General features: G+C 59.3%; 18 protein-coding genes and 1 tRNA gene. 6 read left to right on the top strand and 13 right to left on the bottom strand.

The genetic code is table 11. From position 1 onward, the window contains the following. Window positions 1-99: 99 nt before the first annotated feature. The 5 genes from BBOU_RS01810 to BBOU_RS01790 form a co-directional block, all read right to left on the bottom strand. Entirely contained in the window at window positions 100-765 is a 666-nt protein-coding gene (locus tag BBOU_RS01810) for an NUDIX domain-containing protein (protein WP_033490037.1), read from the bottom strand. A gap of 218 nt (window positions 766-983) precedes the next feature. Continuing rightward, window positions 984-2,114 (bottom strand): ABC transporter ATP-binding protein, encoded by a 1,131-nt coding sequence (locus BBOU_RS01805; protein ID WP_051616661.1) that lies wholly within the window; start codon window positions 2,112-2,114, stop codon window positions 984-986. 32 nt (window positions 2,115-2,146) lie between these two features. Beyond that, entirely contained in the window at window positions 2,147-3,052 is a 906-nt protein-coding gene (locus tag BBOU_RS01800; RefSeq protein WP_026502507.1) for an ABC transporter permease subunit, read from the bottom strand. Then, the gene (locus BBOU_RS01795) at window positions 3,043-3,993 is read right to left on the bottom strand and encodes an ABC transporter permease (protein ID WP_026502506.1); all 951 of its coding nucleotides are present in this window, start codon (window positions 3,991-3,993) and stop codon (window positions 3,043-3,045) included. The genes BBOU_RS01800 and BBOU_RS01795 overlap by 10 nt, the downstream gene beginning before the upstream one ends. Before the next feature lie 116 nt (window positions 3,994-4,109). After that, window positions 4,110-5,264 carry an ABC transporter substrate-binding protein gene (locus tag BBOU_RS01790; RefSeq protein WP_026502505.1) on the bottom strand — a complete coding sequence of 385 codons (1,155 nt, stop codon included), beginning with the start codon at window positions 5,262-5,264 and terminating at the stop codon, window positions 4,110-4,112. Between the two features lie 224 nt (window positions 5,265-5,488). Here BBOU_RS01790 and BBOU_RS01785 point away from each other — a divergent pair. From BBOU_RS01785 to glgX, 6 genes are all read left to right on the top strand, one after another. Beyond that, window positions 5,489-5,562 (top strand) — tRNA-Leu (locus BBOU_RS01785). A 761-nt stretch (window positions 5,563-6,323) separates the two neighbouring features. Further along, window positions 6,324-7,121 carry an ANTAR domain-containing response regulator gene (locus tag BBOU_RS01780; RefSeq protein WP_026502504.1) on the top strand — a complete coding sequence of 266 codons (798 nt, stop codon included), beginning with the start codon at window positions 6,324-6,326 and terminating at the stop codon, window positions 7,119-7,121. Continuing rightward, window positions 7,114-10,029, top strand: coding sequence for a DNA polymerase I (gene polA, locus BBOU_RS01775; RefSeq protein WP_033490714.1), 2,916 nt, complete (start codon window positions 7,114-7,116; stop codon window positions 10,027-10,029). The genes BBOU_RS01780 and polA overlap by 8 nt, the downstream gene beginning before the upstream one ends. 62 nt (window positions 10,030-10,091) lie before the next feature. Then, window positions 10,092-10,979 (top strand): Nif3-like dinuclear metal center hexameric protein, encoded by an 888-nt coding sequence (locus BBOU_RS01770; RefSeq protein ID WP_026502503.1) that lies wholly within the window; start codon window positions 10,092-10,094, stop codon window positions 10,977-10,979. Window positions 10,980-11,043: 64 nt separating this feature from the next. After that, complete coding sequence (locus tag BBOU_RS01765) at window positions 11,044-11,679, top strand: NUDIX hydrolase (protein ID WP_026502502.1); 636 nt, start codon at window positions 11,044-11,046, stop codon at window positions 11,677-11,679. Window positions 11,680-11,780: 101 nt separating this feature from the next. Then, the gene (glgX, locus tag BBOU_RS01760; RefSeq protein WP_026502501.1) at window positions 11,781-13,901 is read left to right on the top strand and encodes a glycogen debranching protein GlgX; all 2,121 of its coding nucleotides are present in this window, start codon (window positions 11,781-11,783) and stop codon (window positions 13,899-13,901) included. A 30-nt stretch (window positions 13,902-13,931) separates the two neighbouring features. Here the strand turns inward: glgX and BBOU_RS01755 are convergent, their stop codons facing one another. The 8 genes from BBOU_RS01755 to BBOU_RS01725 all read right to left on the bottom strand — a co-directional run bounded on the left by BBOU_RS01755 (window position 13,932) and on the right by BBOU_RS01725 (window position 21,615). After that, complete coding sequence (locus BBOU_RS01755) at window positions 13,932-15,242, bottom strand: hypothetical protein (RefSeq protein WP_026502500.1); 1,311 nt, start codon at window positions 15,240-15,242, stop codon at window positions 13,932-13,934. Window positions 15,243-15,391: 149 nt separating this feature from the next. After that, a complete protein-coding gene (locus BBOU_RS01750; RefSeq protein WP_026502499.1) occupies window positions 15,392-16,825 on the bottom strand; it encodes a hypothetical protein in 1,434 nt (477 codons plus the stop codon). Window positions 16,826-17,216: 391 nt separating this feature from the next. Further along, window positions 17,217-17,501 (bottom strand): hypothetical protein, encoded by a 285-nt coding sequence (locus tag BBOU_RS01745; protein WP_026502498.1) that lies wholly within the window; start codon window positions 17,499-17,501, stop codon window positions 17,217-17,219. A gap of 63 nt (window positions 17,502-17,564) precedes the next feature. Further along, entirely contained in the window at window positions 17,565-18,860 is a 1,296-nt protein-coding gene (locus BBOU_RS01740; protein ID WP_051616628.1) for a GH25 family lysozyme, read from the bottom strand. Between the two features lie 32 nt (window positions 18,861-18,892). Then, window positions 18,893-19,285, bottom strand: coding sequence for a hypothetical protein (locus tag BBOU_RS08775; protein WP_026502497.1), 393 nt, complete (start codon window positions 19,283-19,285; stop codon window positions 18,893-18,895). A 1-nt stretch (window position 19,286) separates the two neighbouring features. Next, a complete protein-coding gene (locus tag BBOU_RS09335) occupies window positions 19,287-19,430 on the bottom strand; it encodes a CD1375 family protein (RefSeq protein ID WP_164468314.1) in 144 nt (47 codons plus the stop codon). Window positions 19,431-19,438: 8 nt separating this feature from the next. Continuing rightward, window positions 19,439-19,780, bottom strand: coding sequence for a hypothetical protein (locus tag BBOU_RS01730; protein ID WP_026502496.1), 342 nt, complete (start codon window positions 19,778-19,780; stop codon window positions 19,439-19,441). A 221-nt stretch (window positions 19,781-20,001) separates the two neighbouring features. Next, complete coding sequence (locus tag BBOU_RS01725; RefSeq protein ID WP_033490638.1) at window positions 20,002-21,615, bottom strand: hypothetical protein; 1,614 nt, start codon at window positions 21,613-21,615, stop codon at window positions 20,002-20,004. Between the last annotated feature and the right edge of the window lie 10 nt (window positions 21,616-21,625).

Here is a 21,625-nt window from a genome sequence, read left to right as displayed (position 1 = left end):
AACAAGGAGGGGCTTGCAACTTGATGGTTGCAAGCCCCTCCTTGTTGTTGCCGGCCCGGGTGGCGTGTACGCGGTGAGGCGGGCCGTGTCAGGGGAACGTTACTTGGTCCGGCGGTCGGAACGTGCTTTGGCGATACGCTGGATGAGCCGTGGATGCGCGCCTGACTGCTCAGCCTGCTCGGCTTCCAAGTGTTCGCGCAGACGCATGATGGCGATGATGGTTTTGGCGTCCACGATGGTGGCGTTGGTGATCATGTCGGAGGCTTCTTCCGGCGTCACCAGCCGCACGTCAGGGCGAGGGGTCTCCGGACCGAGCTCACCGCGTTCGACCGGGGTCAGGCCGCTTGCGAAGAAAATCGCGGTATGCTGCGTCGAGAAGCTCGGGGTGTTGATGAAGCGGGCGACTTGGACCAGCTCTTTGGCCTCGTAGCCAGCCTCCTCCTTCAGCTTGCGGACGGCAACCTCATGGGGGCGTTCGTTGGAATCGAGCGCATGCCCGGCGGGGATTTCCAGTGTCCAGCGGTGAGTAGGCAGGCGGTACTGTTCAACCAAGGGGATACGCCCGTCGTCGGTCAAACCGATGATGCCGACCGTATCCCCGTTGTTCTCTTCGACGATGAAGCGCTCGAAGTGGCCGACCTGCGAAGAGTCGAACGATACCTGATCCACGTTGAAATAGTGGCTGTGCATGACCTGGTGTCGTGCTTCTTCCTTCACCGGCGCAGGACGCCATGGATCGAACCTGCGAAAGGTTGTCTCGCTCATACTTCCTCCTTGATTACCCTTGAGTACGTAGGCATTTCGCGTCATTCCCATTCTACGCCGCGATAGTGCGACTGTTTTGGTCGTGTTTGCGTGATGTGTCGGGATTTGCGTTTGTGAGCCGGTTGCGTGCGGGGATGCGATGTGGGTTTCCGTCCAGCGAAAACAATAATGCCGTGCCAGTCGGGCGCATCAAGCGCCACGTCGGGCACGGCACGCGTCTAGGCGGCGAGAGCGGGAATGGGAAGAGGTTCCAGTGTCACGACAGAGCCGTTGCGCAGACCTGTGGGCAGTTCGCTCGCCGGCATCTGGACGGTGACAGGAATGCCGCTGTGGTCCACTATGGTGTCCACGCGAACCAAAGAACCCAGGAAATGAATCATCATGACGTGCGCCCTGGCGCCTGGCGTATCGCTCGCTTGTGCTCGCAGGATGATGTTCTCCGGTCTGACGAGCACGTTCACCGCCGCACCGCTGGCCGAACCATCAAGCAACGGGACACGATGGCCGAATACCTCGGCCTCGGTGCCGTTCGACGACCCGGGGATTTTGTTGCTCAAACCGATGAACGTCGCCACATATTCAGTCGTGGGACGACGATACAGGGTGGTCGGGTCGGCGATTTGCTCGATACGACCATGGTGCATCACTCCAATGCGATCGGCGACGGCAAGTGCCTCCTCTTGGTCGTGGGTGACGAATACGGTCGTTGTGCCGGCCTCGAGCTGGATACGTCGTATTTCATCGCGTAACTGCACACGTACTTTCGCGTCAAGTGCCGACAGCGGTTCATCGAGCAGGAGTACGCGTGGATTGATGGCCAGTGCTCGGGCGAGTGCTACGCGCTGTTGCTGCCCGCCGGACATCTGCTGGGTGTACTTGCCAGCCTGATCGGACAGGCCGACGAGTTCGAGTTTTTCCATGGCTACGCGTTTACGTTCCGCTCTGCCGATGCCGCGGATTTCCAAACCGAATTCGACATTCTCAAGCGCGCTCATATGCGGGAACAATGAATAGGCTTGGAACACCATGGCCATGCCGCGTTTGTTCGCCGGGACTGATGTCATATCCTGTCCACCGACAAGAATGCGGCCGTGCTGGATGTCTTCGAGCCCTGCGAGCGAGCGTAATGCGGTTGATTTTCCGCATCCTGATCCGCCGAGCAGTACGACCATCTCACCCGGCTTGATTTCAAGGTTGAAGTTATCCAAGGCTTTGGTGGTGGATCCTGCGTAGATTTTATCGATGCCAAACATCTGGACACCGCCGCCGCGTTCAGCGGATTCGGCGAGTACCGCTTGGGCGGCTTGAGTGACGCTCTGTTTGCTGACGGATGCGGTGTTGTTCTGCATGGGGGTCTCGGATGGTACGACGTGATGTTGTGTCAGAGGCATGGTTGGTTATTCTCCTTGGAGCGGCGCATTGCGCCGGAGATGAGATCGATGGACACGAGGAGCAGGACGCCGAAGAGCAGGGCGAGCAGGGACATGGCGGTGGAGATCTGCGAATTCGATTGTCCTAGCTGGTAGAGGGCGACCTGCAGGTTCATGCGTCCCAGAAGGGATGCGACTGTGTATTCGCCAAGTACGACGGAAATGGATATGAATGATGCCGAGAGCATGGATTGCCACAGGTTGGGCAGAAGCACGCGGAAGAATACGCGTGCCCATGAGGCGCCCAGCGATCGTGCCGTTTCGCATAGTGTCAGTACGTCAATGGAGTTGAGTCCGACTGTCAAAGCCCGGAATGCGTAAGGCATCACGAGTATTGCGTAGGCGAAGCACAGCCATATCGGGTTGCTGCTCAGCACGTCTGTAGACAGCCAACGGTAGATTGGTCCAAGTCCTACGACGAGCACGATGGCGGGGATGGTCAGGGGGAGTGTGGCCACCCATTCGATGATGCGTTCCAAACGCTTCGAACGGATATGGGCGATCACCATGACCGGTACGAGGAGCAGCAGCATGATGACGACTGTCGCCATGCATAAGCCGAGTGATATCCCCAGTCCGGACCATAGGGTCGAAAGGTCGGCGCCCAGTGCGCTGCCGTCTGCGGTGAAGATCGCTTTCCACGGGTCAAGGCTCCATCGGCCGGATAAGGGATGCCGCAGGGTGAAGATCAGCATGGATAGCGGCGGGATGCCGAGGAACAGCGACGTGACGGTGAGGATGACCGTTTTGATGATGCGCTGTTGATGCACTCGGATGGCTCGCAGCTGCGGCGGAGCGCCTGCCTGTCTGGTGGCCGCTCGTGGAGTGTGCGATGCGGATGTTGTGTTTACTGCCATCGTCCGGCCCTCTTTTCCAAGGCATGGCTCAGCAGCATGACGATGGCGACGATGACGATCATCGCGAACGCAAGCACTTGGGCGAATCCCTGCTGGTTCGGGTCCATTTCGTTGCGCATGGCTCCTTGGATCATCAATGGAACGAGGATTGATCGCTGGGAGAACAGTGCGGCCGCGGTCGCGTATGCGGAGAATGCGTTGGCGAACAGCAACAGCAGCGCCGAAATGAATCGGGGCAGGAGCATCGGGCCGGCGATTTTCGTCCAGTATTGCCACGTGGTGCCGCCAAGATTTTCTGTGGCTTCCCGCCATTGTGGGCGGATCGAGTCGACTGCGGGCAGGAAGATAATGATCATCAACGGGATTTGGAAATAGCTGTACACGGTGACCAGGCCGGGTAAAGAGCTCAGCCAATTTGGGTTGACGGTTTGGCCGGTCAGTTGGCGGATCAGCATGGTGCCTACGCCGTTGATGCCTATGGTGGCGATGAAGGCGAAGGCGAGCATGACACCGCCGAATTGGGCGAGCACCGAGGACATGGCTGAGATCACCCGTCTGAGCATGCCGTTCGGTTGCGTGCCGATAGTCAGCGCATATGCGGCCGCCGCCCCCACGATGGCTCCAATCAGTGCGGATGTGAATGATACGAGCAGTGAGGTTGCGAATGCGGAAATGGTGTTTGGCTCGACGAGTTTACGGAAGTTCGTGATGGTGAATCCGCCTTGAGATGATTGAAACGCACCGAAGATTACGATTAGTGTCGGCGCGAGGAGAAAGCACGCGGTATATGCGAAGAAGGGCATCGACACCGCGAACGTGCCTAGCTGTTTGCGATGCCGGGCGGTAATGGACGGTTGTGAAGACGCGGAAGGCCCCGCTGCCGCTGGCACGTGTGACATGCCGGCGACGGCGGGGGATTCCTGATACATTGTTGCAGTCATAGAAGGACATGCGCTTTCGTGAATAATCGGTGTCGCTTCACCGTTGCGGTGTACGCCGTCGGGGGAATGCTCCAGCCTGTCGGGTCCGCCGGTCAGTGTCGCGACACTGCAGTGTTTCAGTTGCCGATCGCCGAATCCCAGTTGTTCTGCAACCAGGTGGTGATGCGGGTGGAATCGGTGTTGGTATAAGTGACAGGGTCGCCCTCGATGGTGGTGGCGGATTTCAGCGCGGTCTTATCTACCGTTCCGTTCTTCTCCATCGCGTCGAGCAGTACCGGATTGGCGCCGCCTTTGAGCCACAGGTTCTGCGCCTCGGCGGTGTAGAGGAACTCTTCCCACAGGCGGGCTGCGGCGGGATGCGGGGCATCCACGTTGATGGCTTGGTTGTAGTAACTGACCACTTGGGCGTCCTTGAAAGTCTTGTACTTCCATGTGACCCCCTTCTTCTTCAGACTGCTCTGGTAGGAGGCTTGGTTGTAGGTCCAGTCGAAGACGACGCCGGTCTGGCCGGAATCGATGGTGCCGTCGGTGACATCCACGGTGGTGAGGTTGCCGGCCTGCTTGAGTTTCTTGAAGAAATCAAGGCCGGGTTGCAGGTTCTTGATGGTGCCGCCAGCCAGTTGGTTGGCCATGAGATAGCCGTTGAATGCGGCACCGGCTTCGGCTGGCTTACCGTTGAGGGCGACGGTTCCGGCGAACTTGGAGTCAAGCAGATCATTGAGCGAGCTGATATTACCGTATTTGTCGGCGTTCCAGCCGATGGACATGATGCCGGTGTAATCGGCGACATACTTGCCGTCGGCGTCTTTGACGGAATCGGGGATGTCATCCCACGCCTGCACTTTGTAAGGGGCGAACCGGTCGGTGTTGGTGGAGGCGACGGCAAGGCCTAAATCATAGACGTCGGGGGCTGCGTCGGTGCCCTTGTTGGTTTTACCGGCGTCGATTTCCTCCTTGGATGATGCGTTTGGGTTGAGCTCGGTGACTTTGATTTTCGGATACTTCTTCTTGAATGTCGCGATGACCTCACCGTAATCGGACCAGTCGTGCGGCAGGGCGATGACGTTGAGCGCGCCTTCCTTTTCAGCGGCTTTGACTAGATCGTCCAGCGTCCCGAAATCCTTGAGAGAAGTCGCCTTGGCAGACTGCTGATTGATTGGTGCAGATTTGCCGGACGATGCCGTGGACGATGAGGATGTGCCGCACGCCGTCATGGACAACGTGAGTATTGCGGCTATGGGGAGGGTCAGCGCCTTACGCAGTGAAAACATACCTATCAGTCTTTCTGAATTCTTTGCTGTCTGTTTTGGACATGAGGCACTATATGCGCCCGGATTGAAGCGGTGCTGACGATGACATGAATCCTTGGGGCATGTCGGTGTCGTGTCGTTGAACACGCGGTGAAGTATTGGAATTGCGGGAAGAACGATAGTCGTATGGACAAGTCTGCATTGTGTGGTAGTATATTTTCTCGTGCGCTGAACAGTGCACGGGAGCCCCTGTATCCCAATTGGTAGAGGAAGCAGCCTCAAAATCTGCGCAGTGTGGGTTCGAGTCCCACCGGGGGCACCGGTACAACCCGTCGGAAACGACGGGTTTTCTTGTTCCCGCAGGATGTGTCTCGTGGATTACAGGGTTATCGGGTTATAGGCCAACACGTGTGTCCGGTGGTGGGGCCGGGCGTAGAGGGACAATCGTGGTGCGGCAAGCTTCGTTCCCCTTATACGCCCGTCTGCCGACGCTGAGTCAACCGCCAGAGTCGTTGGAAACGTCTACCGACGTTGGAGGAGTTGTCAGTGTCGGCAGGGGCGTTTGTTGATGCTGGGGTAACCGTCAGCGTCGTTAAAAGCGTTTGCCGACGCTGAGGTGACCGCCAGTGTCGGTGGAGGCAGGGGAGGCCGGGATTCGGGCGGTGGCGTGTGGGTGATGTGGGAGAACTGTCGGGGTTTCCCGGTTTGCGCCTGTTCTCCTGTATCCGGCGTGGGAGTTTACGGGAATCCGGCGTCCTCGCGGATATTGTCCCCACGGGAACGTTGGAAATCCGCGGTTCGTGAAAATCGCCCTTGAAACCGCCGACGGGAGAACACCCTAGAAACCGTAAATCCCCGATAAACTCCCACACGCAACACGGCATTGCGCCGACACTCGTACCGCAGTGAACCTGTTTGCGCCGACACCCCTTGCCTTGACATGGACTGCTGGTATTATCGCTAACAGAATGACGGCAGATCGTGCCTGCGGTGTGGGCCGCGGAGAAGGGCATGGATCGGTCTCGGCTTCGGTGCGGCGCGTGTCAGCGTGTCTGCCGGATAGTTAGGAAAGAGGCAGAGATGACTGCGAAGAATGAGACGGAACAGGCACAGCCGGCGACGCCGGTGCTCACTGATGACGAGCTGAAAGCCGTCGCAGCCGGAGAATCGGTGACATCTGTCGATGAACAGACGGCAGTTTCCGAGCCTGATGAGCATCGCAAGCGCACGGTTGTCGTCGCCGAAGACGAATCCGTCAACCGCATGGATCTGGTAGCCATGCTGGAAGACAACGGGTACGAGGTTGTCGGCGAGGCCGCCAACGGTGAGGAAGCGGTTGAACTCACCCGCAAGTATCGTCCCGATGTGGTGTGCATGGACGTCAAGATGCCGCGCATGGATGGCATCACCGCTGCCGGCGTGATTTGCGACGAGAACATCGCCCCTGTGGTCATGCTCACCGCATTCTCGCAGCCCGATTTGGTCAAGCAGGCCACCGGTGCCGGCGCCATGGCGTATGTGACCAAGCCGTATGAGGAGTCCAAGCTTCTGCCCGCTCTCGAAGTGGCGATGGGCCGATTCCAGGAAATCAACGATTTGCTCGACAATGTTGAGCGCAGCGAAAACGAGCTGAATGAGACTCGCGACCAGCTGCGTGAAGCTGAAGAGAAACTCAAGAAGGCGCAGGAATCACTTGAGGAGCGCAAGCTCGTCGATCGCGCCAAGGGACTGCTCATGGACAAGGCCGACTTCTCCGAGCAGGGTGCATTCCGCTGGATTCAGAAGACCTCGATGGATCAGCGTATTCCGAAGAAGCGTCTGGCCATGGCGATTATCGCCAAGTATGGTGACCAGAAGCCGGAAGCCACCGATGAGTGATATCGAACAGCAGAGCAATCGTGAAGGTGCCGCGGACAAGGATTTCCACGGCACCTTGCTTGTCGTTGACGGGCATTCCTTGGCATTCCGCGCGTATTTCGCCCTGCCGGTCGAGAATTTCTCGACAACATCGGGACAGGCGACGAATGCGGTGTGGGGGTTTGCCACCATGCTCGCCCAAGTCATTGAAGCGGAGCATCCTGACCGTCTTGCGGTCGCATTCGACGTCAAAGGCGGCACGTTCCGTAACGACCTGCTTCCCCAGTACAAAGGCACGCGTGAGGCAGCGCCCGAGGATTTGCTCACCCAGCTGCCGTTGATCCAAGAACTGCTTGACGCGTTAGGTGTCGCGCATATTGAGAAGCAAGGCTATGAAGGTGACGATATCATCGGCACGCTGGCGACGATGGGGGAGCGTGAAGGATACCGTACGCTCGTCCTGTCAGGTGACCGAGACGCGTTCCAGCTGGTGGATGACGCCATCACCGTGCTGTATCCGGGGCACCATTTCAAAGACCTCAAGCACATGACCCCGCAGGCGATTGAAGACAAGTACCATGTGACCCCGCAGCAGTATCCTGATCTCGCTGCGCTGCGTGGCGAAACCGCCGATAACATTCCTGGCGTCCCGGGTGTCGGCGACGGGTATGCGGCCAAATGGATCAACCAGTACGGTTCATTGGACGGCATTATCGAACATGCGGACGAAATCGGTGGGAAAAAGGGCGAGGCGCTGCGCGAGCATATCGACCAGGTCAAGCTCAACCGTAAGGTCAACGCGCTGGTACGAGACGTGGACCTTGGCGTCGGCATGAATGATTTCGAGTTCGGCCCCATGGACCCCACGAGCGTGGCGTCGCTGTTCTCCAAGCTTGAGTTCGGGGTGCGTACCCGCAGCAAGGTCATCAAGGCGTTCAGCGGTGGCAAGTCGGTTCCCGGATCGGTTACGCCCGTAACCCAAGCCAACGCTGACGAAGCGAACCCGAGTCCGCAGCCCGGCGAATCCGTCACGCTCACCCACGCGCAGAATGTCACGCAGGTCAGGTCTTGGCTGCAACGTCATGCCGCATCCGTCACCGCGCCCGAGCCGGATTCCGATGCCGTGATGCACGGTGCCGATACCGCATCCGAACCCGTTCCCGCCATCGATCCGCATGCGACGAGTGCGGCGACCCTCAAGCATGGCTGGGTGCTGTATGCGGAAGGAAGCGGCAAGCCGGGAAACGCGAATTGCGTGACTATTGCGCTTCTTGTCGACGATGACGCACTGGCATTCGCGTGCCCGCTTGACGACGACGTGTTGCAGGTGGTGCAACAGTTCATCGATAAGCATCATGACACGATGATTGTCCACGGCTACAAGGAGCACATGCACCTGTTGCAGGCCGCAGGCCTGATCGCGCGTCGACCCGCGTTTGACACGAAGCTTGCCGGATACTTGGTGCTTCCCGATTTCCATCCCGAATCCTTGGACCAGGCCGCCGAGCGTTTCATCGACGTGCATATCGACGCGCCGGAACGTCCTGCGCAAGGCCAATTGGACCTCGGTGACGAGGATGATGACGAGACGGCGCATGATGACGCGATTATCGCGACACGTCTGGCGACCATCCGGGAATTGGCGGTGAGACTGTCCTCAACGTTGGATGAGCGCCAGCAGTACGGTTTGCTCAAATCCTTGGAACTTCCCGTCTCTGAAGTGCTGTTCCGTATGGAGGATACCGGGGCTTGCGTCGACCAGTCACGACTGGCTGCCTTGCATGACCAGTTTGCCGCTGACGCCCGTCAAGCCCAGGAAATCGCGTGGAACGCGGCAGGCCGTCAAGTCAATCTGCAAAGCCCGAAACAATTGCGTTCGATTCTGTTTGAAGATCTCGGTCTCAAACCGTTGCGCAAAACAAAATCCGGGCAATACACCACTGACGCGTCGACGCTGACCGCCTTGTACGCGCGTTCAGCGAACGGCAATGAGCGGGCGAATGATTTCCTTGGGGCGTTGCTGCGCCATCGTGAGACCAATAAGCTCAAGCAGATCGTCCAGACACTGATCGATGCGACCAATCCGCATGACAGTCGTATCCACACGACGTTCGAACAGACGGTCGCCGCAACCGGACGGTTGAGTTCCGTCGACCCGAACCTGCAGAACATTCCCAACCGGAATGCCGCCGGACGTGAAATACGTTCCGCCTTCGTTCCCGGCCCCGGGTATGCGTCGCTGCTCAGCTGCGATTATTCCCAGGTCGAGCTGCGCATCATGGCTGACCTGTCAGGCGATGAGGCGCTGATTGAAGCGTTCCGCTCGGGCGCGGACTTCCATAAGTATGTGGCGAGTCTGGTGTATCAGGTTCCGGTCAGTGCAATCACCCCGGATCAGCGCAGCCACGTCAAGGCGATGAGTTACGGCCTGGCATACGGGTTGAGCACGTACGGGCTCGCCCAACAGCTGCATATCAGCCCGGCGGAAGCCGACGTGCTTAAGGAAAAGTATTTCGCGACATTCGGTAAAGTCCATGATTATCTCGAATCCTTGGTCGCCAACGCCAAGCGCGACGGGTACACCGAAACGGTGTTCGGTCGGCGACGCTACTTCCCGGCCTTGCATTCCGCCAAACGGCAGGCGCGTGAGGCTGCGGAGCGTGCGGCGCTGAACGCGCCGATCCAAGGTTCCGCCGCCGATATCATGAAAATCGCCATGGTTCGGGCCGATCAGGCGTTGCGTGACGCCGGGGTGGCGAGCCGGATCATCCTGCAAATCCACGATGAATTGGTTGTGGAAATCGCGCCCGGCGAGGAGGAGCAGGTTTCCGCTCTCGTCCGCGATGCGATGGAGCATGCCGTGAATCTGGCGGTTCCACTTGACGTATCAGTCGGCATCGGTTCCGACTGGCAGCTGGCCGCCCACTGAAGCCGAGTCGGACGCCGGATCGCGCCACGTGAATGACCATACCGGCAAGAAAGCGAGGGAATATGCCGAACCTGCAGCAGGTCACCGATGTGCTGGAAACGCTCTACCCGTTGCGGTACGCGGAATCATGGGATGCGCCCGGGCTGATTGTCGGCGATCTTGACGCTCCGGTCACGCGTATCGCGTTCGCCGCCGACCCCACGCGTGCGGTGGTTGAGCAGGCGGTCAGCGGGCATGCCGACCTGCTGGTCTGCCACCATCCGCTGCTGTTCCGTGCGGTCCACGAAGTGTCGGGAGCCGGCGTACACGGTGCGATTGTCAGCGAACTGTACCGCAACGGTTGCGCGCTGTGGGTGGGGCACACGAACGCGGACGCCGCATACCGTGGTGTAGGGCAGGCAGCCGCCGACGCGTTCGGACTACTCGATCAGCGGCCGTTGACGCCGATCGACGACCCCGAGTCCGCTCATCCGGTTGGCACCGGACGGGTGGGGCGTCTCGCCGAACCGATTCCGTTGCGTGATTTCGCCAAACGTGTCGCGCATGAACTACCTCACACGGAGTATGGCATTCAGGTTGCGGGAGATCTTGACGCTCCCGTCCGTACGGTCGCCGTGCTCCCGGGATCGGGCGACTCCATGTTCGACGAGGTGCGTGCCAGCGGCGTCGACGTGTATGTCACATCCGATTTGCGGCATCATCCCGCAACCGATGCGCTCGAACAGGCGCGTTGGGAAGCCGAACTCAGACGTCGCGGATTGCATGCGGGCAGCGGCGACAAGCATATGCGCCCCGCGCTGATCAACACCCCGCATTCGGCCATCGAATCCCTATGGTTCCGTTACGCGCTTGAAGACGTGCCTGCCGCAGTGCAAGCACGGACCGGGCAAAGCCTGACGGCATGGTGGATTACCATGAGAACCGACCCGTGGGACATGGTGGTGCGCTGACGGATGCGTGTACGCCACCGTTCAAGATCACGCATGCAGGGCGAACCGAAACAAGGAGAGCACGATGGAAGACCAGCATACTGACAGTGCGGCGGAACACAGTATGGAGCGTTTGCTTGACGCATCATCCGATGGCGTTGATATGAACGGTGCCGTCACCATCGCATCAACAACCACGGTGTTCCGTGGACCGATTTTCACCGTGGATGATGTCGAACTCGATCTGCCGCTCGTTAGCGGCGGGACCACGCGGATCAGGCGGCAAATCATTCGGCACGCCCCATGCGTGGTCATGCTGGTCCATGACGTGCCCGGTGACCGGTATCTGATCGAACGTGAATACCGCATCGGTTCCGACCGGTTCGCCTACGGTCTGCCCGCCGGACTGATGGACAAGGGCGAGAACCCTGAGCAGGCGGCCTTGAGGGAGCTTGCGGAGGAAACCGGAACCGTCCCCGACGATGCCGCCGTCCGGTTCGATCATGCGGGCGCCTACTATTCGTCCGAAGGCATGACCGACGAGCTCGCACACATCATGGTGATTCATCTTGACCGTTGGCATACTGAAGACCGCCGCTTCGACGCCGACGAACACGTCGAATCCGCGTGGGTCACCTGGCGGCAACTGCTCGACACCCCGGTGACGGAATCGAACGCGATCATCGCCATCCAGCATGAAATGTTGCGCCGGACACGCTGAACGGCATACGGACCCCGTGCGGCAGAACACGCGTCTGCAATTGCGCAACGCGGAAGCCTAAAACGTGAGATACTGGAATCATGCAAATCAGACCTGGTTCCATGTTTCCGCTCGGAGCAAGCTATGATGGCGCGGGCGTGAATTTCGCATTGTTCTCACAGGTGGCAGACAAAGTTGAACTGTGCCTGTTCGATGAGCATGATCATGAGACGCGCGTGGAAATGACCGAACAGAACTCGTATGTGTGGCACAATTACCTGCCAGGCATCCAGCCTGGTCAACGCTACGGGTATCGCGTCTACGGTCCGTACGACCCCGACCACGGGTTGCGTTGCAACCCGCACAAGCTGCTATTGGATCCGTACGCCAAAGCGATCGAAGGCAACATCGACGGTGATGAAAGCCTGTACTCGTACTGGTTCCGCAGCCCGGACGACACGCACGACATGAACACGCTCGATTCCGCAGCCCACACGATGAAGGCCGCGGTCATCAACCCGTACTTCGACTGGGGCAACGATCAGCATCCGTTCATTCCGTACCATGATTCGGTGATTTATGAAGCGCATGTGCGCGGCATGACCAACCTCAACAAGCAGGTGCCCCCGGATATTCGCGGCACTTACGCGGGACTGGCCTACCCGGGTGTCATCGAATACTTGAAAAAGCTCGGCGTCACCGCCATCGAACTCATGCCGATCCACCAGTTCGTCAACGATTCCTTCCTCCAGGAGAAAGGTTTGAGTAACTACTGGGGGTACAACACCATCGGTTTCTTCGCCCCGCAAAACTCGTACTCCAGTTCGGGGGAGCGCGGCGAACAAGTCAACGAATTCAAGTCGATGGTCAAGGCCTACCATCATGCCGGTATGGAAGTCATCCTCGACGTCGTCTACAACCATACCGCCGAAGGCAGCAACTACGGGCCGACGTTAAGCTTCCGCGGCATCGACAACATGGCCTACTACCGGCTTGTGGACAACGACCAGCGCCATTACTTCGACACCACCGGCACCGGCAATTCGCTGCTCATGCGCTCGCCGTACGCGTTGCGTCTGATCACCGACAGCCTGCGGTACTGGGTGACGGAAATGCATGTTGACGGGTTCCGTTTCGACCTTGCGGCGACATTGGCGCGCCAGTTCCAAGAGGTTGATAAGCTTTCCGCGTTCTTCGACATCGTTGAGCAGGATCCGGTGATTTCCCGGGTCAAGCTCATCGCAGAACCGTGGGATTTGGGTTCCGGCGGCTATCAGGTCGGCGGATTCCCGTCCAGCTGGTCCGAATGGAATGGCAGATACCGTGATTGTGTCCGTGATTTCTGGCGTTCGCAACCGTCCACATTGCCTGAGTTCGCGAGCCGACTGATGGGCAGCTCGGACTTGTACGAGCAAAATGGCCGTAGGCCTGTCGCGTCAGTGAACTTCATCACCGCGCATGACGGATTCACCATGAACGATCTGGTCAGCTACAACAGCAAGCATAATGAAGCCAATGGTGAAGGCAATCGCGATGGCGAAAACAACAACCGTTCGTGGAACTGCGGTGTTGAAGGCCCGACCAGCATTCGTGACGTCAATGAGCTGCGCCAGCGGCAGATGCGCAACATGTTCGCCACCCTGCTGGTGAGCCAAGGCATCCCGATGATTTGCGGCGGTGATGAGGTTGCGCGCACCCAGCAGGGCAACAACAACGCGTACTGTCAGGATAACGAGATTTCCTGGACCAACTGGAATCTGACGGATGATCAGAAGAATCTGCTCAAGTTCGTCAGCAAGATGGTCCACTTGCGGCTTGACCATCCGGTGCTGCATCGGCGGCGGTTCTTCACCGGTCGCACGCAGGGTGATAACGAGACCACCATCCCGCAAGTCGAATGGTTCGACCATCTCGGCCGGATCATGGATATGGACGACTGGCAGAACACGCATGCCTCATCCATGATGGTGTACTTGAACGGCAAAGACATTCCCGAGAGCGACTGGTATGGCAATCAGATGATCGACAACGATTTCATCCTGATTTTCAACGCGCATTACGAGCCGATCATGTTCACCCTGCCGGATGAGAAATACGGTTCCAAATGGCAGTTGATGGTTGACACGTACAATCCTGATGGGCCGGAATTGAGTTACGAAGCAGGTTTCGACATTACAGCGCAGTCACGCAGTTTCCTGTTGCTCATGAGCGCTGATAACGCGAATAAGGATGAACTGTTCTGATTCATCCTGTTCAAGCGTACTGCAGCCCGCTCACTGGTCGGATGCGAGACGGGATTCCAGGGACGGCTCGACCGCTGTCCCTGAGATCCCGTTCTCGTGGCGGCGAGGCCAGTGCCAATGATGCCGCTTTCCACTCGTACCGTCATGGGCGTCCGGCGTATTGTTCGCGGACGATTCACGGGTGACCGGCACATTCACAGGGATGGGAACGGTTCGCATGCTGTCAGCCGTAGGATTGGCTGTCGCCGCATCATACTGCGCGTGAAGCAGTTGCGCTTGCATACGGTCGGTTTCAATCGCGGCAATCTGCCGGGTGAACACGACAAACCATCCGAGAAACAGCAGTCCGGCAAGCGCTTCGACATTGGTGAGCGTATTGTTGCCCTCCAGCCAGATGACGCCCGCATACGCGCACACCACAATCGCGAGATCGGAAATCACGTAGACGGCTTTTGACAGTTGTGGAGCCAGCCAGGGCAGTGCGATAAGCAGAATACCCATGACGCCGGGAAGGCTTCTGGCGAACACGTTGTGCAGGATGGGGTGGGGCGTGTAGCGGAACATGCCGATGCCGAAGAATTCAATGCCGGCGAGCGTCAACAGGATAGCGAGAATAACGGTGCGCTGAACGAAATGGGGGATAGGGCCCGACCCTAGTTTGGTCGCATCGCCATGCCAGCGCAACCGTTGCCGGTAGTTTGCTACCAGTTCGGTGATGGCGAAGTAGCTGATGATGACGATGCAAATGCCGCCAAGCATGAGCGTGGAATTGAACATGCGCGCGGCGAACGTGGTGCGGTCACCCAACTGAGAGAAATTGTTGTTCGCCCAATACGGGTCGTCGCTGGTCGAGCCGGCGGTGCTCACGCCTGCGATGATGAAGAACGACAGCAGCGATGCCAAGGTTTTCGCGTTCATCAACTCCGCTTGCACGAACGTGACGTAGCCGAAGATTGCGCAGAACGCCGCGCAGATTGCGGGGAGGTATCCGCTCATGGCCTTGCCCATCATCCCGTTGATCATGTCGAGGAACATGAAGGATGTCAGGAATATCGTCGACCCGTAGACCACGGATAGGGCGAGGACCTCGAACAGCCGGCGTACTACGAGATACCAATGGCGCTGCTCGTGCAGCGAGCGGGAGAAATGCGTGTATCCGACGATGAACGAGAAGACCGCGCATGCGGCGTCGATTGCGGCGCATGCGGTGAACGTGCGTTGGGTGAGCTGCCAGATCGCGGGAGCGTGAGCGCGATACAACGTCATCGCCATGAATCCGACCGCCGCACAGATGACGCAGGAAATAAGCCCGAACGATTCAGCCCGCTGATTGCGCCCCACCTTGGTCTCCTCTCTGTCTGACTGAGGCCATTGTATCGCCAGCGATAGAGGGGCGGCGATGCGGGCTTTTCAGCCAAAGCCGTTACGATTGAACAGCAGGATGGAGGCGGTGTAGCATTTAGGCGTATGCGTGGATTTCTGTGTCCATGTCAATGTGTGGCGAAAACAGGTGTGACGCAATCTTTGTCGACAACCATGGTGTTATCGGTGGAGTGCCAGAAACTAAGCTGTGAGCGGTAGGAATTGCCGCCGCTGGTTGTGCGATTTAGCGTAAGCTTGCCGTGTACGCCGTCGAATACATCGCACACGATTGTTCCGTTGTTCTGTGGTTTGCACTCGCTTATGTACAGTGAGTCGCTGCTGAGCTTGCCTGGTGTGTACGTGACCGTCCACGCGGAATAGACTTGCGGATCGAGGTATTTCGAGATGAACGTGCACGTGTTGTCTGACAGGTCACGCGCATTGAGCTTGCTGACGCAGCTGCGCGTATGAACGTCCAACTGTCGCAACATCGAAGTCTTGGCTTGATCGGTGAAATCATAGTCAATGGAGAAGGAATATGACAAACTCGCATTGACGACGGCAACCCATGTGCCGTCGTCGGAACGTGTTTCACCGTAGCGATAACGGTCTGATTCGGTATCGTCAGTACTGGTGGCGTCGGAACCATCCGTATTGCCGGAACCGTCGGCGCTGCCGGCAGCGTTGTCACCATCGGTTCCGGATGTTTCAGGAACTCGCGTATTGGAGGAACCATACGGAATGAAGAAATGTCGTTGGACAACGGTGAACAGTTTCGGATTGTCCGCAGGTAGAGGCGTGCTGACCGCATAGATGCCTGGGTATGCGGGAACATAGAAATCATCGTTGTCGATGTCAAGCATTAACTTGCTCTTGCAGTATTTCTTCGATGTAGGACATATCGAGTTCAGGTTGAAACCGGTATCGGACACTGGCACACCATTCACCGTGAATCGTTCGGACCGTGGCAGTTTCATCACGTTGAGCAGGCTATCATCAAACGCCCATGAGCCATTGGGCTTCATGTGCAGGCGGAGTATGCTTGAACCACGATATTGTTCCCCTTGCTTATTGCCCAGAGTGTAGAACATATGAACCGAGTATTGCAACGGCGAGAAGGATTCGTGCTTGAAATCGATGTCATACGATGTGATGCGATGATTGGCATCCAGCACGCCGTGGGCGAACAGTGCACGCGCGGATTGCGGCACATTTGGGTTGGCGAGTTGTGTAGCATGTTCGAAATCGCCATTCGCAACGGCACGGACATACGAGGCAACCAGTTCACGCGGCGCCTTAACCCGAGGCAAGATAAGCGAAGCCGCGATAAGCGCCACGATGATGACGACAACTGCGACGATACACGACGAGGGCTGCAATGCGGCAAACGGCGATGTCTTCTTGGAAAAGATATCGAGCTCCTGATCCGCGGATGTGTCGGCCGACGATTCCTCGAAGGGAAAAGCTGAATCATGGTACGATGATGAATCCATGTCGACCGGTGTCGGGGCCGTGTCGTCCTCGCCGTTTGGAGCATCCAGGTGGGAGCGCCATCCGTCCATATAATTGCCTTTCGTGAATCGGTATTCGTCATTGTGCTACGGTCACTTGCAGCGTCATGCCACGGTGACATGTCATGGTGAGTCTTGGAAAGGAAAAAACCAAATCATTGGACCCCCAACGATTTGGCTTTTGCGGTCGGGCTGACAGGATTTGAACCTGCGACATCCTGTTATATCTGGTGGTTCTTAGGTTTGGTTTGACAGAATGTTTGGAGATTGGGAAACGTTGGTATTTCAACGCTTTTGCCATCCTGCAAGTTGTGACTGGTTATGACTGTATGGGATGCAACGTGACGGTCTTTGTATGTGGTTTGTATGCGGAATGTATGCGGAATGAAGAAAAAGCCCCTTCCATGGAGCGAATACCACGGAAGGGGCTATATATGGACTCTTAGTCAGAGATTTGAGTCTTGCTGAGCTTGCCGCCGAATGCCTGATTGACCAGCACGTACACGGCCTGCGCGACGCCCACCACTGCGGCGAGCGCCACTGCCCATGTCGCGTGGTTGAAGCCTCCGGTAGCGCCGACGGCGATGACGCCGAGGATGATGGATGAGCCGAGGCTTGCCAGTCCGACGTAATCGGCTGGGATGTATTTCTTGAACGCCTGCACCAGTGCCGGTGCGACGAGTGCGACGATCGCGGATGCGAGCGCCGTTGCGTTGGAGATGTCCATTTTGATCCTTTCTGAATGTTGTAGATATGGCTCCCGCAACGTTTGCGTTGCGGGAGTGTTTTATCAGCGGAGCACTTGGCCGGGGTGGATGATGTAGGGGTAGCTGAGGCCGTTGCGTTGCGCGGCCGCCTGCCATCCAGCCGCGCCGTAGATGGTCCACAGGCTCTCGCCTGCTGTGACCACGTGGGACGTGCCGATGACGTGCGCGCCGACACTGGAAGCGGTGGAGCCTCCATAGCAGACGCGCTGCCCAGGCCAGATGCGGTTGATGTTGCCGCTTGGCACGCTCCACGCGCTGGCCGGGGTGCGGCCGGTACGGCTGGCGATCGCTCCCATGGTGTCACCGCTGGACACAACGACGCAGTAGGCTCCGCCGTTGTTTCCGGACATGCTGCCCGAGGATCCGGCTAGACGACGGTTGACGATGGCCATGACCTCCGTGTAGCGGCCGCCGAGCAGCTGGCGGCGTTGCGGGTCGTTGCCGTACTCGCCTCGGATCACGGCCGAGGCGAGTGTGTTCGCGTCGGCGACCGGGGCTCCGTTGGTCTTGTTGTTCGTCGGCGGCGTGGTCGCGTTGGACGTGACGGAGGATGCCGGAGCGCCTGCGTACTTCGCCCAGGTCACGGCGTCGCCGTAGAACCAGTTGACGTCCACCGCGCCGCTGATGCCGCCGACCGCGCCGGAACTGGAATACTGCCACGCGGCCGCGAACGGCCACGGGCTGACGCTGTACGGCACGGAGCCGGGATTACGCAGCCGGTCGCCCATGTAGCCGTGCGGATAGCCCGCGACCCACAGTCCGGCGTTCGTGGCCACGACGGCCGACCAGTCGCCGGTCGGAATCATGGCCGCGCTCATGTAGATCATCGGGTTGACGCCCCATGTGGACTTGACGCGGTTGACCCAGCGCAAAGCCCACCATGTCTGCTTGCCCCAATATCCGCCGGGAGCGGAAGGCTCCCAGTCGAGCACTGGGATGGCGCGGCCGACCATGCCGCGCGCCCGCGCCTCGGCCACGAACTTGTCGGCCTCGGCCTCCGGACTGCTGGTCTGTGGACTGGCGAAGTCGTAGGCGCCCTCGCGGATGCCGTTGGCTCGTGCGGCGTTGACCTGGCATGTGGCGTATGGGTTGACGTATCCCGTGCCCTGATTGAGCTTGATGAACGCGAAGTTGACGCCGGACGACTTGGCCTGCGCGCCGTCCCAGCAACCTTGATAGCTGGCCGTGTCGATGCCGGTGTCGGCCATCGCACATGGGGCGATGGCGAGGCATGCGGCGATGAGGAACGCGATCGTCGGCTGGCGGTAGCGTCGTCGTGACTTGGCGAGCTTCGGTGTTCCTTTGTTGGCTGTTGTCATTCCTTTCCTTTTCCTTTCCTTTCTTGTGTCTGTCAGTAGTCCCAGTCGTCGGATGCGAGACGGCGGCTGTAGTCGGCCTTGAGCTGCGTGATGCGCACATGGCCGGCGCCGTTGTATCCGGCGGCGAGGTATCGTTTGCCGACCTCGAGCTGGTGTTCGTGTTGGGTTCGGTCATGGGTGGCGGCGAAGAGCTCCGATCTCATGGCCGACTGTTCGATGCTGTTGAGGCGTCGGTTGTCGTTGTCGAGCTTCGAGCAGACTTTGGCGAGCTGGACGTCGAGTTTGGCGATCTCGCCGGCGAGACGGTCGATGTCGGCCTTGGTGGCCCAGCCTGCGTCGAAGCGTTTGGTGGCCCAGCCGACGATGCCTCCGCCGCACGCCGTGATGATGCTGACGATGATGGTGAGCCATGCCGGCGAGCTCATGTCACTCCCTCGTGTTCTCGGCGGCCCCGGCCTGTTCCTCTTCCTTGGCGCCGAGGGCTGTCTTGACGTCGTCTCGTATGGGGGCCGGCACCTGGTCGATGGTGCGCAGGCCGTTGCGGACGAGGGCGACGTAGATGGGGATCATCTTCTTCCTCACTGTTCACCTCCCATCGATTCGTACAGGCTTGCGATCGCGTCGAGTCCGTCGAGCTGGAGCTGTTTGAGTTCATCGATGCGCTGACGGTCGGTCTTGGAGTCCTCCTCGGCCTCGGCGAAGAGCTGGTCGGCCTGCTCGACGGCTTCCTGTTCGAGCAGGTTGTATCTGACGATGTAGGCTTCGCGCGCGGTCCACTGTTCTCCGGCGGGCTGGCCGTCGATCGCCGGGGTCTCGACCTTGGCGATGTCCCTGCGGATGCGGATATCGGCACCTCCGTCGGCGCGTGGATGGTAGTCCACCTCCGCCGGTTCGGCCGAGTAGGTCACGGTCTGGATCATGGTGTCTCCTTTCACGCCGCGAGGACCTTCCTCGCGCGGCGCATGGTCTTGTCGATGCCGTTGCGACGCCGATATGTGATCGAGTCGCTCCATTTGAAGTAGCCGTAATAGCTGGCCAAACGGCGAGCCAGCCAGACGGGGATGCTCGCCGTCCGTCGTGCGCGGCGGAAGTGATGAGGGGGCGTTCGTCCCCTCGCTTCGCTCACCCCCACCGCTCTCGTCTACGCCTTCGAGCGGCCAAGCGCAGACAGGCGGCCCCCGTTGCTCCACCAGCGGCCGGCCGGATCGTTCCCGAGGTTCGAGGCGAAAGCGCCGTAGTGCGCGCCGTCCCAGAGGTTGCCGAAGCGCCGGTGCATCTTGATGCCGGGCTGTTTGATCGGGTCGCCGCCGAAGGCGTCGCACAGGCCGGTGGCGCTGCTGGCTCCGGTGCCGACCGGCAGCGGGATGCCGGCGGCGATGGAGATGTCCTGGCCGTACTGCCATTGGCCGGAGGTCTGGGCGGTGAAGGCCGGGAAGTCTCCGATGTGCGTGTAGTCGGCGGTGACGGCGGTCTTGTTGGCCTTGGTGGTGTCGTAGGTCTTCCACAGTTCGCAGTGTCCTGCGGTGTCGGAGTCCTTGACCGCCTTGATGAGCGTGTCCTGTTCTCCTTCGTACATGCCGCAGAACAGTTCGATGTTCTGGAGCTTGATGGGCTGGTGCATGATGCTGAGCTCGCCGTGTGGGATGCCGTCGGTGCCGAGGATCCGGTCGGTGGCGCCGGTCTTGTATGGCATGACGGATACGTAGTCCTTGAGGTTGCCGGTCGGGTTGGTGGTGGTGATGGCGTCGCCGTCCAGGTCGAGGGCCGTGTTGGTGGCGTCGATGACGGTCTTGCCGATGATCCTGCGGCATTCGGCGACGGAGTGGTTTCCTGTGTTGTTGCGTTCGCCGTCTGTGCCGACGTTGACGTAGTTGTCGATGTCGAATCCTGCGGCGTCGGCGGTGCTGACGATGACGCGGTGCGCGTTCGATTCGCCTTTGGTGACGGTGGCCTGCATGGTGTGCTGGAACATGCCGCCGAGCACGTCGCTGTTGGTGGTGGCCCATTTCATTAGGAGCATGATCTGGATGTATGCCGCGTCGGCGGATGTGAGGCCGCTGTAGCCTTTGCCGAGTTTCGCGGCGCGGTCGATGTAGTCGTTCTGGCATCCGAAGTCTTGCGACGGCTGGATGCCGCTCCAGCTGGTCGGCTTGCCGTTGGCGTCGAGGCCGGCCATGTATTTGGCGTGCAGCATGCAGGCTCGTTCCGTGCCGTCCGGCAGGAGCAGGCCTGGCATCGGCGAGAAGCCGGTCCATTTGCTGTCGGAGATGAGGATCTCGATGCTGGTGGAGGTCTCGCGGACCGCGTAGTAGAGCGGCGGGGTCATGATCCAGACGAGGCCGTTGCGCCCGTACTGGTCGTAATGCTGGTCATATCCTTCGATCGCGGTGACGTGCGGCTTGCCGTCGTCTCCGACGGTGGCGTTGACGTTCATGCATTGGAAGGCGTTGAGCGCGCGGTAGTCGTCGCGTCCGGCGGTGGTGTTGGTGGATTTCTCGATGACGAGGCCGGTGTTGTCGCGGGTCTTGACGCATGCTGGGCTGTTGGACGCGGCCCATTTCGGTTTCTGTACGCCGTAGACGGCGCCGGTGCGGTGCGCCTTCCAGTATTCCGCGATGTTCGTGTATTCGCCTTTGGCGTCGTCGCGGGTCAGCGCGCGGCCCGTGTCGGCTTTGCCGATGGTGGCGTTGAGGCTCGCGGTGATGGCGCGGGCGAGGCCGTCGACGCGGACGACTTTCTTGGTGTCGACTGTCATTCCTGTTCCT

This window comes from Bifidobacterium boum, from assembly GCF_000741535.1.
GTDB classification, from domain to species: Bacteria; Actinomycetota; Actinomycetes; order Actinomycetales; family Bifidobacteriaceae; genus Bifidobacterium; species Bifidobacterium boum.
Note: the sequence above shows the minus strand (reverse complement) of the source record. Positions and strands in the feature narration are given on the sequence as shown.